The sequence below is a fragment of the Chitinophaga dinghuensis genome, assembly GCF_003259435.1.
Lineage (GTDB): Bacteria > Bacteroidota > Bacteroidia > Chitinophagales > Chitinophagaceae > Chitinophaga > Chitinophaga dinghuensis.
This window is the reverse complement of record NZ_QLMA01000003.1, coordinates 757,801-773,583: the sequence shown is the minus strand read 5'-3', so window position 1 is coordinate 773,583 and position 15,783 is coordinate 757,801. Positions and strand designations below refer to the sequence as shown.

General features: G+C 43.5%; 7 protein-coding genes. All 7 read right to left on the bottom strand.

Features of this window, described 5'->3' with window-relative positions; all coding sequences use genetic code 11:
- Positions 1-2 precede the first annotated feature (2 nt).
- Genes CLV59_RS12290 through CLV59_RS12260 form a run of 7 tightly spaced genes read right to left on the bottom strand, consistent with a single transcriptional unit; the run spans position 3 to position 15,778 of the window.
- The gene (locus CLV59_RS12290; protein ID WP_111592321.1) at positions 3-1,178 is read right to left on the bottom strand and encodes a hypothetical protein; all 1,176 of its coding nucleotides are present in this window, start codon (positions 1,176-1,178) and stop codon (positions 3-5) included.
- A gap of 2 nt (positions 1,179-1,180) precedes the next feature.
- The gene (locus tag CLV59_RS12285; RefSeq protein WP_111592320.1) at positions 1,181-2,617 is read right to left on the bottom strand and encodes a hypothetical protein; all 1,437 of its coding nucleotides are present in this window, start codon (positions 2,615-2,617) and stop codon (positions 1,181-1,183) included.
- Between the two features lie 48 nt (positions 2,618-2,665).
- Positions 2,666-4,033, bottom strand: a complete 1,368-nt coding sequence (locus CLV59_RS12280) for a hypothetical protein (protein ID WP_111592319.1) — start codon at positions 4,031-4,033, stop codon at positions 2,666-2,668.
- A 14-nt stretch (positions 4,034-4,047) separates the two neighbouring features.
- Positions 4,048-5,382, bottom strand: a complete 1,335-nt coding sequence (locus CLV59_RS12275) for a hypothetical protein (RefSeq protein WP_111592318.1) — start codon at positions 5,380-5,382, stop codon at positions 4,048-4,050.
- Between the two features lie 5 nt (positions 5,383-5,387).
- Positions 5,388-9,173, bottom strand: coding sequence for a hypothetical protein (locus CLV59_RS12270; protein ID WP_111592317.1), 3,786 nt, complete (start codon positions 9,171-9,173; stop codon positions 5,388-5,390).
- A gap of 9 nt (positions 9,174-9,182) precedes the next feature.
- Entirely contained in the window at positions 9,183-11,456 is a 2,274-nt protein-coding gene (locus tag CLV59_RS12265; protein WP_111592316.1) for a hypothetical protein, read from the bottom strand.
- A gap of 5 nt (positions 11,457-11,461) precedes the next feature.
- Positions 11,462-15,778 carry a DUF6603 domain-containing protein gene (locus tag CLV59_RS12260; RefSeq protein ID WP_111592315.1) on the bottom strand — a complete coding sequence of 1,439 codons (4,317 nt, stop codon included), beginning with the start codon at positions 15,776-15,778 and terminating at the stop codon, positions 11,462-11,464.
- Positions 15,779-15,783: the final 5 nt, after the last annotated feature.

The window sequence follows — 15,783 nt, the reverse complement described above, 5'->3', positions numbered from 1 at the left end:
AATCAGACTAAATCTAAATGGAATGAGCCCGGTAAAATACCGAGCTCAGTTCCAAAATACTTAATTTTTTTATCCAACTTTTGGGGAGCAGTCCATGTTTCCTTGTCAGCCGATCTGTTTACACCACCATTTGCGGTTATATGTCCCGTTACGGTTAGGTTTCCACTGATGGTGGTGGACTGCAGCTTCGTTTCCTGGCTGACTTCCAGACCTCTTGCACAGGTAAGCTTTTGTACTGCCATTGCTGTGTCATTGATCTGTAGTTTATCAACATACATTGTTTCATGAAAAGTAGAAGTACCATTGCAGGTCATCGGCTGGTGCATCGTCAGTTGCCCATTAAAGTTCGTATACCCTTCTATGGTAACATCGCCGGCAGCATGAATATAACCGCCGTTAAAATCGCTATCTGCGCAGGTTACTGACAATTGCTGATATAAAATCTTGCCATTCTTACTGGCTTCTAAAATAAAATTGGCATCTCTTGTCAGCCCTCTTGGAAAAGGATAATATTTATTGGAGGTGGTGGTAAGCGGTGCTGTACTCCCATCCATGAAAATCCGGAAGGTATCGCCATTGCTTTGCCATTCCATCTGAAATGGTTTCATCTTTGGTATTGCTGACACCGGATGGCCGGAGATATCAGGATTCAATGCTACAAAACTATTCAGGTAGAAAGCCGGCTTACCTGCTTTGGTAAGCTCCTTGTAATACTCCCTGACTTGATAAGTCTCATTATCAGCCGTGGTGGATAGTTCTGTCACTTTAACAACAGCCGTTCCAATAACGCCATTTATCGAACCTTCAATGGTAATGGTAACAGGTGTATTAACCGTTTTATCATCAGACATATGTTCAATCAGAAAGTTTTCCGCATTGTCTGGCTGGTCCTCATTCATACCACTTAGATGACCTATGAGATTATTACTGCTTAGTGCCCAGTCAGTATTATTCACACCGCATGATGGTAGTGTTTGCAGGGAAAAAAGTGTATCAGATGAATCACCAACGGGAATGGATACACTAATCACTTTACATTTTATACCGGGAGTAGCAGGGATCTCAATTATTACTTTGGATCTTTGAGGATCGAGAGGATCATTGATGACCAAAGTATCAGGATCTGTGCTGGTCGCATATTTCAACAATGGTATATCAACAATTGGGGGATTTGCCATAGTTATAACTTTAATAGATTTTCGATCAGTTCTTCTTTTGTCTTATCCTGCAATGGTTTTTCAAAAGCCTTTTCTAACAGTGAGACAAAGTTTAATGCTTTTAACTGGCGGGCATTCTGATGTGCCTTGTAGTCAGCTTTCAGATTTTCAGAGAGCTGTGTGTCTTCGTTTTTCTGTGTCACTTTTTCTGGCATTCCATTTCCGAATCCAATCCAGTAGAAAGTCGCTTTTCCACTTACGTTGTTGCTGGCGCCATCTTGCCTGTCTGCTGCAATAGAGAAAACACCATCTTTGTGAACAGGGACAGTAACGGTATTGCAACTTTGTCCGAATGTGGTACGATCGCCAGATGCGTAGTAACTTTGATTTTCAGAGATAATAGTAGCGAGATATACGCTACCTATGTCCTGTGAGGTAAATGTAGCTTCAATTGTTGCTATAACAAATCCGTCTGACATCGCCCGATAAAGTGTAGTTGGGATATACTGATTGGATGCCAGTTTTAATTTACTTCCGAATGCAGAAACATTTCCTCCAGTTAGATCAATGGATCCAGTGGCGGTCAATTTTATAATCTGTGCGTCAGCAATAGTTGATGTTCCAGGGGCATTCAAATTATTGACAAAATATCCGTACATACCCGTAACATTGTCAGCAGTAATATGACCAACAGAGACATCCGGCGTATTTACCTGCGCCACATATTCCTGATATAAAGTCTGTTGACCGGCGGTAGCCTCTATGATGAAAGTAGTGTCGGCAGTTAGTCCTCCTTGAATATTGTACCAGGGGTTTGTGCCCTCGCTCACGGGACCTGTCTGGGAACCGTCGTATACACGATAATACTGCCCGTTACTTTGCCACTGAAGTTGCAGGGGCCTGTTTCTATCCAGGAAAGGTGCAGGGCTACCGGGAGTATCTGTATAAATCATTACTACGTTATTCAGAAAGAACGCTTGGTCGCCATTTTTCGAGATGTCATAAGCTTTTCCCCGGACTACAAATTGACTTTCTGCCTGCTCACATGACATTTCTCTCACTTCAATGGAAGCCTTTCCGGTTTTCTGGTTTACTGTTCCTGATACAGTTATGGTAACTGCCGAATCCACCGTCATATCATCAGCAGAATGTTTAAAAAGATATGTCTGATAATCATTTCCGGCATCCTGCCCCATGCCCACAACATTCGCGTTGCTGGGCACCCAGTCAGTATTACTGCTCTTGCCTCCAGGCGTCGGATCTTTGGAAAACAAGTCGCTGCTTTGCTCTCCAAGGGGTACTAATACCGAAAGGTACTGACACTTAACATCCGCATTGGGAAGTATGGTCACCAGTATGTCTGCCTGAGAAGGGTTATTACTTTGACTAATGGTAATATTCGTCGGTTTAGTTTTTACATCATAACTGAGTAAGGGTGGTTGTAACTGATCTTTATTCATGATGCTTATTTTGGGGATATTATTGAGGAATTAAAAATGTAATCTTTCTTACAGATATTTTTCAATTAGTTCTTCTTTTGCATCGTTTGTCAAGACTTTATCAAACGCTTTTTCAAGCGCAGTGATAAATTCTGCCGCCTTTTGTTTTTGTGCATACTGATATGCCTTTATCTCTCTATCTATTTTATCAGTGCTTTTTTCAGCTGCTTCTTCCGACCTATTCATACTTGTAGACTTAATATCTCCCTGTCCAAGTGCCACCCAACTATATTGAAATTCCCATGAAGTATTGGCTCCGTTCACTACCCCTGTCTCTATCCAGAATTGTACACCCATCTGAACAGGCAACGTCAAAGAATTGCTTGTTGTACTTACTAATGAAGCAAAAGTGGACACCATATAGCTAGTATTTGGTGAGACAAATATTTGTGCCTGTATCAAACCCGCTTGGGGAAGACTGTGTGAAGTAACCTGAATAGTTACAAAACCATCCGATGTGGGTGTATAATAAACAGCGGGGGGATTAGCACCCTGATAGAAAATATGGCTGTTGTTAAATATACTGACAGGGCCGTTAGACAATGGATTGTTGCCAAAATAGGCTATGCCGTTTACCATTAGGGGGCCATCCACATCTAATCGGCTGACTTCTAATGTTGGGGAGTTTACTTTTATCACATATTCCTGATACAACACATCTCCACCTTTATCTGCTTCTACTATTACCGCAAGATCTGTTGTTAATCCATTTGGCATAACATATGACTGCCCTTCCCCTTCATATACCGGGCTTGGGCTGGATCCTGCATACACCTTAAAGTAATCACCATTACTTTGCCATGTCAGTTGCACTCCTCTTGACTTATCTATTAAACCTACCGGTACACCTGGCGTATCAATATACTCCAGCACTACACTGTTAAGGAAAAATGTTTCCTGTGCGGCTTTGCTGATATCTTGTGATTTTTGTCTTATCATATAGTTATCATCATCTAAACCCATAGAATATTCTTTTATTTGAATGGTGGCCGTTCCGCTTACGCTATTAACAGTACCATCAATGGTGAAAGTAATGCCAGTGCTGACTGTCATATCATCGCTGGTATGTTTATATAAAAAATTCTGTGTGTTGCCGTCGTCATCATTCATCCCATGAATAATATCAGCACTTATCTCCCAGTCATCATTATCAGAAGAGGACGTCGGAATCGGACTGATTAAATACATATCATCGCTGTCATCTCCCACTGGTATAGCTATTGAGATGTATTTACACAAAACATCCTGGTCTGCGGCTACCTGTATGATAATTTGAGCAGTCACTGCATTAGTACTACTACTTATGTTTACCGGGGAGGGGTTTGTGGAGATGGTATATTGTAGTAAGGTAGCAGCATCCTGATCTTTATTTTCCATGCAACAACGATTTGCTATAGCAATTTTTTGATTAATTGTTCTTTGGCTGCTGGCTGAAGCGTCTTCTCAAAGGCCGTTTCAAAGGCCGTAATAAAATCTTCTGCCTTTTGTTTCCGCTTACTGAAGTAGGCATTCATATCATTTTTAGCTTTTTGAACAAGCTGTTTATCGCTTTCACTTCCAACTGTAGTGGTAGGCATTCCAGTACCTAAGCCAACCCAAATGAATGTTGTAGTCATCCCGGGCTCTCCACTTGAAGTGCCACATAAATAGGAAAAAACATCTCCCTGTTTTACTGGAATAGAGAGGCTATTATAGGCCTGGCCTAAATTATCTGCGATGCAGGAAATAGTAAAGGAGTTAGTTCCTGTGATAATGGTGGCCAGTGTGATTTCATTTGTAATCCCTAGATCAGATGAAAATATCGGGTATATACTTGCGATAACAAAACCATCACTGGTTGCGTGCCAATATGCTGTATCTACCTGACCACCCTGAGCAAGGATATGCTGGCTACCTAATATTTTTGTACTTCCCTGAGATAAGTCTGTAAATGTATTAGCAGACAGGCTGGTAAATCCGGCATCGGGGGCATTAATACTGACAGTGTATTCAAGATTCAGGTAGTCACTATCCTTTTGTGCCTGGATAATGTAAGTGGTATCACTAGTTAAACCGGCACTAACCTGATAAAAGCTTTGGGTACCCAGATCTATTGGCTGCCCACCCGTTCCTCCAATGAACAGTTTAAAATCGCTTCCATTACTTTGCCAGTTTAACTGAAATCCCCGGTTTCTGTCCAGCAATGCGACAGGAACTCCAGGGGTGTCTAAATAAGCAACTACAGCACTATTCAGATAGAATGTATCTTGTGTTGCAACCTTGGTAATATTATGTGTCATGGGTCTTATTTGATAGGTGCCATCATCAACTGTTGCAGAAATTTCTCTTATCATTATTTGTGCAGTACCTGCCTCGTCATTAACTGTACCATTAATAGTGAAAGTAACATCTGAATCTACCGTATAGCCATCATTAGTATGTTTATATAAGAAAGTAGAGTCATTACCACTATTATCATTACCCATACCCGGCACAAAGTCATTGGTGGGTACCCAGTCTGAATTATCACTGGATGAATTTGGAAGTGGATTTACGCTATACATATCTGTAGCGTCTGGTCCAACAGGCACCTGAATGGAAATATATTTGCAAAGAACATTTGTATCAGCTTTCACCTGTATAATAATTTTGGCCGTATCCGGGTTATTATCACCACTGATATTTACAGTTGCAGGATCTGTGCTGATATCATATTTAAGCAATGTGGAAGCATCGTCCTTTTGCATAATGACTATTGTTTATCAGTAGATAAATTGGTGACGAACTGCAGTAATCCTTCTCGTATAACTGGCGGTGTCAAGGATATCTGCGCATTAACAGGCGCCACATTCAGGCCATATCCCTGCCATGAGGTCCCTCCTGCCAATGACTTCTCCCACCAGCTCCATACACCGTTATTTTCAGCAATAGGCAGATGATTAATTCCAATAGCCAACACCGTAACTGTTTGTGCGTCCTTATTAGGTCCTAACCTGGTCAACAATGGTCCAACAGTGAATGTAACTTCCATTGACGATAGCGGCGTATCTACGAACTGTGTTGGAACTATCAGTTCTTTTATTGGCAGAATACCTGTAAACGCGTGTATGCTTGCCCGTGGGTCTACCAGTAGCGTAATATATTTGACAGGGCTATTGAATGCGAGTTGCAAATAATTACCATCTGCCTGTTGCAATGGTCCGATTTGCTTCACATAAGACTGGCTTTCCTCTGGTGCCACCACGCAATTAAACTGGTCATATTGCTGATCTTCAAAATAGCCGATGACGCCGTCGGCAGGCGAACCTTGATCGCCCAAGCGGATACTGAACGGAGAGGTGGTAAAATCAGGAATATTAGGATCGACAGGCGCTGCGCTAACAGGAGCCGGCCAGTCGCAGGACGTTATCGGCAAACCATCCAGCTCAAATTGGAGGCTGGCCCGGGCCAATGCCAACGGACGGCCTATGAGCAGACTCAGGTTCTGATCTGTCCTGTTTCCTAAAGGGTCCGTGGTCCAAAGTGTAGCATCTATAGCGTTAATGAACACACGAAACTCATCCGCCGTTTTGGTTAACATAGCAGAGATAAAAGCACCCAGGTGCGACGAGGCGGCAGTAATCTGATCTACACTACTGATATCATTATGCGGCGGTGCAATATAAGATGGTACTGCTGTCTGTCCGTTTTGCCGTAATGCTATTTCTCCGGCATTAGTCCCATCCGGCAAAAATACCATCACGGATTTGTCCAGGTGGTTCGATAGTATCCAGCCGCAAACAGGATTTACATCAGCAGCCAGGTTAAGGACGGCGGTATCGTTTTTATAATCCACCCATTCCATATTTAATCTCGAAGGCTGTAATAACCGTGGGGGTAACTGCCATGGCGATTCCACCGAGGAGTCTGCGGATAGCTTATTATTTACGGCCAGTGCGTCATCCACCACCATAGGATAACTGTTGTAATTATGGACGCCGGCGCCTTGTGGCATTATCAGCTCCAGTATTCTTCCGAATTTATCAAATACCGTCAATTGATAGAAGTAACACTGTCCACTGCGTATGGCGTGAAAAGGGAAATCGCTAACTCCGCCTATTTTCACGTCCGGAAATGAATTTACTGCACCTTGCCCATAGCTGGGGGTATCATAAGGTGGATTGGAGGTAGTATCTGGGTAACCAATTACTTTGGCAAAAGTAAGTGTGGCGGAGTTATAGCTAAATGTTTCGAAGGAAGGTCTTCTGTAGGCCCGCTTGTCGCGTTGTAGCAGGTATTCATTAAAATCGACCAGCTCTTGTGTAAGGAATCGCCATTTATCAATATCATTAATCTGGTTATAGATATCACTGAATGGCCCGCCCTGGTCACCGTATTGATCAATAAAGGCTTTTAGTCTGGCTCCGAAAGTAAACTGTGCATGTGGGCTCAGCAGCGATCTTCCTTTCACTGAAGATCCAGCATTAAGACCTTGCAGGTTCGCCTTCATATCATAATCGGTACCGTTAAAAGTCCAATTCCGATAGGTGGTGTTCTGTACTTTATATTCAAAAGGAACTGGTAAATACTTGATCTCATATTCGATATACATGGGATTCCATTTCTGCATCCACATGTCAAGTAAAATATCCGGCAATACCCCTTGCGTATATACGCTACTGTTATGCGAACTCATTTCCTGCTTAGCTTCATCCGAACTAATACCTGCTTTGCCGGCAAGGAGGCCTGCATTGGCGGGGTCCAGTAGGAAAAACTCCTGATAAAGTGGCTGTATCGCAGCCGGAACGGCACTCATATTACTCAGTGCAGGCATCATAAATGTAAGGTCCTGCAGATTAAATTGGTGTCCACCTAATTTGATGGAGTTAATGAGGTGGGAGGACAGGCGAATCTCGATACTGGTATCTGGATCGGCAAGCGGGTCGGGGGCCACGCCTGAAACCAATACGCTGGGATTGGCAGCAAGCCAGTAACGAGGCATATTCACCGACTTTAATATCTTACCAGTTCCTACATGATTTACCGCGAATCTTTGTACACCGAGGTTATAGGCATCTTCAGGGCTCAACCCAGGATCTGTTGCCGGCTGAGGAACTGTACTCAGTAAGCCGTTTACTACCGCTAGCTGATCCAATACTTTACGAAGTTCTCCATCTGAAGTGGTTGGGTCAAGATGCGGTTTTATCTGGTCGGCGGTAATACCTGTATTATTATTTGCCATCTGTTGGCTAACGGCATTCATGTATCCATATTTCCACCAGGCAGCATTCAGATTGAATTGCAGAGAATAGAGTTTCTCCAGTGCTTTGTCCAGCTGACGTTGGTTTATATTGAGTTGTGACAACCATGTCTTCTCCGTGTCAGTTAAAGTTCCATCCTGCTGTTGTCCACTATTATTGCTATCAGGCACGATTTCCCAACGCGTCCCTCCAAATTTTGAATTGAACCATTCGTTTCGTATTCGCTCCTTAACAGCGGCGGCGCCATCTGGTTCATTCATTTGGGGTAGCATGTCGTATTGAAAAGCACGTAGCAATTCAACAACATTTCTATATTCGGCCCCTTGCAGCTGGGTGCCAATCAGTGTACTGAAGGCGTCAATGCTGTTATTGGCAATAGTTACCCTCATGTGTTCCGCATAGTTATTGGCTTCCAGTTCATCCGGCAATGGTACGGAGCTGCCGCTGGTATTATCCCAGTTAAGGCCAAAAGACATTCCGGTATAGAAGGTGCTATCTATGGCGCCAGGGGCGTCGTTATTCGCGATGGTCCAGTTGAGCGATGCCAGCACATCTCCTATAGTAGTTCCACCCGTAAACCCGTTTACTTTTATAATTTCCGATCCTGCATTTGAATACCAGCCGCAAACGAAATAGCTGAGCGTAGTTTGTGATGGAGCATCTGTCAGATCATCATGAAAAGAGAAAATGCCAAGATTGTTATAAATATAGCCACTTGAATCTACGTTACCGGGTGCTACTGCCGTAAGAAATTGAAAATCGGCGGCTTTTTCAGACCATGCACTCAGGTCTGACTGAAAGCCCATATTAGCAGTATAACAATTGTTGGCGGCATCATCACTTAAGGAGGAGAAAGGATGGTGGTTTCTGTTGGGGTCTGCACTATTTTTATAATAATCTCTTACCTCCTTTGTTATCATATAGCTGGAGGATGTTTTAGTAGAAGAATTAGGGCAATCACTTTCCTGCACCCATGCTTTGGATATATTATTCCCCTGGGTATCTCTGTGTACTCTTACTATCAGCCATCGATTGGGTACTAAAGGAAAATCTGTTCCATTATCCATGCTACCGGAGCGCAGCGCTCTTGGCAGCGTCCAATGTAACCAGGCCCCTGTTTGCATGATACCAGTGATATCCGCATCAAAGGCCTGTGCTTCCGGAGAATGGAAAGTATCATCGCCCAAGAGATCGTATGAAAACTTCCAGGTTCTGAACAGCGCTTCATCACGCGTCATTAAAGTATTATTGCTCAGCAATACATCAAGTGCCATAGGCACCATAGCTGGTGTGCTCATAAACTATTTTTAATTTCCCTGACTTTTAAAAACGATCGCTTCTGCGGATTTGATCAACTGAATGGCGAAAGTGGAAGATGTAAGCGTATTGTTTTGCAAGCTGATCTGCTGTTGCAAGGCTTTTGTAATAGTTTGAATCAACCCATTGGAATCATCCGGACGGATGTTCAGCACCCTACTGTTTGCCGCCCGCATACAGTACTGTTGAGCGCCGCTGAGATCACGAATTTTCAGGGTACCTATCTGTGCTCCTATCGTACCCGAAGAGGATACGTTTCTTAATACAATCATTCCATCATCATCTACTCCAAAACCTAACGATTCTCTGGGCTCACTTAGTTCCACAGTTGCCGGCACACCAGTAAAGATTATAAGTAGTATATCAGGGGCGGGATGATCTATCCTCAGAATACTAACAGGTTTACCGGCTTCGTCTTTGGGCTTGATCTCTAGATTTGGCCAGCCGGTTACTAAGGCAGACCGCAGTAACATGCCACTCATTACCTCGGGAGTAGTATCATTTATGGATGCCTTTTTTAATAATCTTGCTCTTATTACGGCTACTTTTTTCTTTGCATCTTCTATCACCTGTTTTCTTATCTGTTCATTGAAAAAAACAGCTTTAGAAGATTCCAGGCCAAGGCTCATAGCACCATCTGCGGCTGCATTCAACCAGTTTTTATCCAGATAAAAGAAGCGTAAAGATTCATTAGGCAGCAAACGCTCATCGGGCACGAGACAGTCAAAAGGAAGTTTGTATAAGAGCATTAACTGGGAAACCCAGTCGGATAATGGATCCGACTCTTTATTAATCAACTGTCCCAATTGCTCTTGCGCTGCAAGTGAGGAGATGGTTTCTTTATAAGTCTGAACAGATATTATTCTATCTTTTGGGGCGACACTAGGCGCCTGTACGGCAGCAGGTTTATCCGCAATTGCCTTAATTCGTTCTAACTGTGATGCAGTCATGAAGTCCAGAAAACCTGACTGCATGGTATCCGTGATATTCTTGAAATGAGGGGAAACAGAACGATAGTATAATTCATCCGCCTTTCTGCTGACGTTTTTCCGCAGACCAATCAGCGACTGTTCGAATTTGGCGTCTGCGAGTGCCGCTGAGCGCCCTGTTTCCCATGCTGCAGCAAGCGATACGTCAAAGATGCCACGCGTTTTGTCGAATATCAGCGCTGCATCTGAGTTGGGATATGGATTGTCCGGAATATTCGGTTGAGGCAGCAGAGGGGTTAACGGACCTCTATACCATGCAAATGTATTTTCCCCAGTTCTAGTATGATATGCTATCGGCACATATCCATCGTTTATTCGTTTACTCACTTCCTGTAATGCATTATCTGCTCCCGTGCTTATGGAAGGTAATTTTAACCATAGCAGTGTAGGGTCTATATTTCCCTGACTGGTTTCTTGCGCTACCAAGTTCAACACCAACGCCCTGAAATCTTCTTTGAGATCGGGAAGCGAATAGAAGGCCCAGCTATCCAAAGTAATCAGCGAGACGCTTGTATAATTTCCAAAATTCGCATTTGGTTGAAGATAATCGTGTAGTCCTTCCAGTGATACCAGGTGAACGATATTTTTTACTGTCTTAACCGTCGCGGAGGTTGGAGCAGCAGCAAACCTGTTGGAGGCAACAACAGAAAACAAGCCATGCTCATTTAACCCCATAATTGGACGGTCACCGGTGTTGATTTTGCGGAGATGGGATAAGAACGGTAACTCATTCAGATAAGGTGCATGTTGCTGGAATACAGCCACAGGAATATTGATAAACCTACAGGGTGCGGTAGTAGGAATATCAGCTTCTACTGAAATACCAGGAACCAGCACAGGGGCGGGCTGCTGCATAAAAGTACCTACAGTGGTGGCCGAAGATTTAACTTCAGGATCCTCTCCGTCAGTTAATTCATCTTCCTGAAATACCATCAGTGCCAGCCAGGGCGTTCCTTTTGCCTTCATATCTCTTTCCCATGGGAGGAAAGGATCTTTAAGTACTATATGCGGTAGTACTTCCCCATACAAACCTGTAGTTCCGGCGGGAGGATATCGGTTAATCACCTGAGGGGTATCGATAGAAAACTGCGGCGCAACTACTACAAATTCCTGTACGGAATTAATAGGATCTGTATTCACATCACTCGTTCCATCTTTGAGTGTTTGTGTGATATGAATAAAATGACTCCCCCCTTCTAATGCCGGAACATAATGGTCGAACAGTTGAAGATCTCCGGCCGGAATGTCTCCACTGATATCCAGTTTTGTGATCATAGTATTTATGATTGTTCCATTGGTACGCTGGTAAATAAATTTGTTGCATTAGCCCCCATATCGCTCATAGTATCATTATCACCGGAATAGAGGCCACTATTTTTGAGTACATCATAGATAGAATCTCTGGAGGATTTAAGCGTAGTAGCTATCCCCCCTATGTCGCTGATAGTTGTACTGCTTGTTGCTGGTAAATAATCAGCGGATCTGGGCTCACTGGTATTCAGTGGATTGGCAGCATTATTTGCCAGGTATTCTTCCTGTAGCAGTGTCATATCGATTAACCCAAATGTAGTTCCGGGATCTGGCCCCGGTACTTGGACTGCATATCCGGTAAGCAGCCCTCCTACCACATCTGCGGAGGGTTTTGCCGGGCGTTGTACATAATCTCCACTGTTGTCTTTGATGAGGGTTCCCCATAAGTTGGCCGCCAGATTATCTGTTACAGGATTAAAAGACCAGTCACTTACATCTACTTCAGGACCATTTGCACTCCCCTGGGTAATGCTTACCTGATGTACGGATGTAATTCCGCTTTTAAACATTGGACGTATATTAATCGTTGGTCCACTGGCACTTTTACTACCACTACTGCCATATTGCAGACTGCTGGCAGGGATTACGCTTTGTGTGTTAAATGCAAAAGAGCCTGACCTAACAATCCATACAGGAGTAGTATTACTGGAGTTGTTATCATTAAAAACAATTTGCCCGCTGCCTTTATCTCTTCGTAGCATGGAAGAAACGCCAGTATTGGCTACCGACTTCAGTATATCTTCCGGCTTAGGCAACATCTGTTTCAATTCCGACCAGCTTATTGCCTCTTTGTTAGGATCATCTGCGCCACTGGAACCAAAATGTATCGTTACGGTAACTATTACAATATGTACTTTTACTTTTCCTCCGAGTGGAGTGCCCCATAGTTCAAGGTCGGCCCCCAGGTGCACGGTAACTGTTTTATGCACAAACCAGACGCTTACTCTTACGGATGCGCCTATTTCAATTCTGAGTGTGGCATTAAAAGAAAACGGATGCCAGGCAACTATCAGGTCTGCCTGAGCTGTAAACCAGGCTTTAACAGGTCCGCTCTGGTACAGTACTTCAAGGCCACCACCTCCCATTGCACAAGAAGGCGTAATGGCAAAGTAAGACCCTCCTTTAATGGACACATCGCCGGATACACGCCAGCTGAAACCTAATCGCTGTACTTTCGGATAGTAATCAGGAATTGAAAAAGCAGGGTGATACCCGCCGGCAGTCACTACAAACTGGCCGGCATTGGGATTGCTGCCAAACCAGAGATTAAAGGCAAACCCTCCGGTAAGATGACAGTCTTTCGTTAGAACAAATGAATTATTGGTAAGACTGGCAGCGACGCCCAGGAACCCATCTAATGGCTGGAATACGGCTTCCATTTGTAGTTCTACGAATACAAATGCGCTGTCGATACTTACATTTTGAGGGAGGCTGAGGGAAGCCAGTCCCAGTACGGCAAATTGCAGTTGATTTCCAAATTCAGCGGCCAATAGTAATTCTCCTGATATGATATCTGCGATGGTAAATTTGACACCAGCAGCCAACCAGTAATCCCCTGATTTTGGAGGTATCCAGACCTCTGTTTTTCCGCTATTACCTGCGATTTCTCCTTCCAGAATTTGTAAGGTACGCATGGCAATATCTTTAGGGCTGCCAGATTGCGGCGCACCTATTGCCAGCAACGGAAAATCCTGTACCTCATCAAATTTAGGCATCAACAAATTTCTGTTGATCCCCAATCCTCCCATTAATCCTGTAAAGATTAACGGTGGCGGGCCTCCCAGGACAGCATTTATATCTACAAAAAGGAAAAAGGAAGGTGTATTGTCTGTCTTCTGCGCATATGAGCCAAGGGCCGAAAGGCCAAACTGCTCTGCTTCTACAATTAATACGCCGTCGAACTGAAATTTAATTCCTTCACTCAGCTGGCTATCTGGTAATCTTATCAATGCCCCTTCAATGGTGAGTGCAGGAGTTGCATAGGCAATGCCCAAGCCATTCAGCCCGAATACCGGTTTATAATCGTCTTTTAATGCTATCCCTGCAGAGAGCCCATCCAGCGAAGCTCCAAGCGGGCCAATATTCATGCTGACATCTAATGCTGCACTAATAGTGAAATCTGCGTACTTAATACCGATACTCTTGAAAAGTATTGGCCCGATCTGTTTATTGATGGTGAAGGAATGTACATTCCCAGTCTGATTTGCATCATTGCTAGTGTCATCAACATTAGATCTTATCAGAGCTCCATCAGCTGCGATATAATAAACAGCATTGTTTTGTTCCTGCGCGTCAGGATAGGAAAGGATTTGCTGCACCAGTTGCTGATCAGAGCCAGCCAGGACGACATCGAATCCGAGTGAAATGCCTGGTTTAACGGTTAGTCCAGGCTTTGCAGACAGGGTGAGATCTCCTATCGTCTTTGACGTGATGATAAAGAACCCATCTTTGATTTCAAATTCACCTTTGATGTCATTGCCAATTAACGGAAGCAGCGCTCCTATATCAATAGGATTATTGGCTCCCAGACCTGCATAGGCGATGAATTGCCAGTCTGTGGCATTCTTTTTTGCCACTAATGAAAATACACCGGTATAATTGTTTCCAAATGTGAGATTTGCGTCTACACTTATCAGATCAGCTACTGTTTTATGATAGTCTATCTTCAGTGTGTTCAGCATAATTTCGGGTAGACCAGAAAGATCAATGCCCAATACACCGAACATACTGGTCAGGAGATCGGATAAAGAAATATTATCTGCTTCACCTGTGAAGGTAAATTGTTGGCCGAGCGTAATATCTGCACCTACGGAACTATCTCCGACATTGAATCCGGCCTGTAATTCAAAAGTAGTTTTTCCGTTAGTGCTGTTTAATAATAAATAATATTTACTTGAAACGATTGCAGACATAATCGTCAAGTCCCAATATCCATGCAGCGATAAGGTATAGTCCTTCGATGCCACATCTGCCTTTAACAGGAATTCGCCAAATCTAAGACCCTTAAGTTCATCAGGTATTTGTGTACCTGGAGCTACCTCCTGGATAATATCAGCAAGATTAATAATACCAGGATAATCCGCTTCAATTGATTGAATAGCCCATGAGCCATTTTTAGCTACAACGATATTAAAGTTCAGGGGGGCTGTGAAGGTTTTTAATGGGATCATTCCACTTGCCGAAAATCTCACATTTATTGTCGGGCTTGCCCCTCGTGGATTTGTCCAGGCTACGTTTAGGAGGAAATTTGTCAGATCGAATGCACCAAGATTAATATGCGTATTACTTTTCTGTCCTATGGAGAAAATCACTCTGTCTATACTTTTCTGGGCTCCCAGCGTTGCAGCGATATAAAATCCATTAAACGTAATCGAATCGAATACATTGTTGAATGTGGATGGAACAAAGTCATTAAAGTTTGTACCAGCAGGCAATACAGCTTGTCCTAATGTGCCACTTGAAAGGCTCCCCAAAGTTTCATTTCCGTTCACGGATTTACCTGTAACCCTTAGCATTTCCGTGCTTTGGTTGATATCTAACAGGATTTGCATATCCCCGACAGTGGCTCCTACTGCGGAAATCACTTCTTGTACCAGATGTTGCGGTTCCGTTATCTGAACAATATAAACAAGGTCGCTGATAGTTAAAGAGCCAAATAAAGAGAAGCTATCCAGCAACTTGGCGGTTAGCATCATAACAGGATATGGATATGCGCTGTTATTGACTATAGGGCCGGCCGCCTTTACATCCGTATTGATAGTGCCAAATATGGCCGGGAGCTTTGACAAAGCCTGCAGCGAAAGTTTAGTACCCAGGTTAAGTCCTGTTGCCAGTGGGATGGAATCATCATTACTCGCAGACCATAACGGGAAGGTATCTACGGCCTTAGTGGTATATACGAAGTAAGTAGCGCTACAGCTAATTTTATTAAAAGGAAAAGGGGTTAGTTTAGGAAAGCTGTCCGTCCATTTCCACTGGTCAGCCATCTGCAAGTTCAGGATAAAATCAATACTGGTACCCACAGTAAAACTGAGTGACTTAACAGCAATACCCGTCTGGTTCAGCAGATCAGCATTTCCCGCATTGATTGTTATGCTGTTACCTGTAGGGTCCGGAATACTTGATGGCTGCATTGCATTCACTGTGATGTTTGCTGAAGCAGACAGGCCAAATGATGCCCGGATAGCCGTGAGCTGATCATCGGACAATATGGTATTATCCAGCGTAATACTTCCTTTAGCAGTAGCCTGATTTCTTAGATTTGCTACCAGGTCGTTTATAGACATAAAGT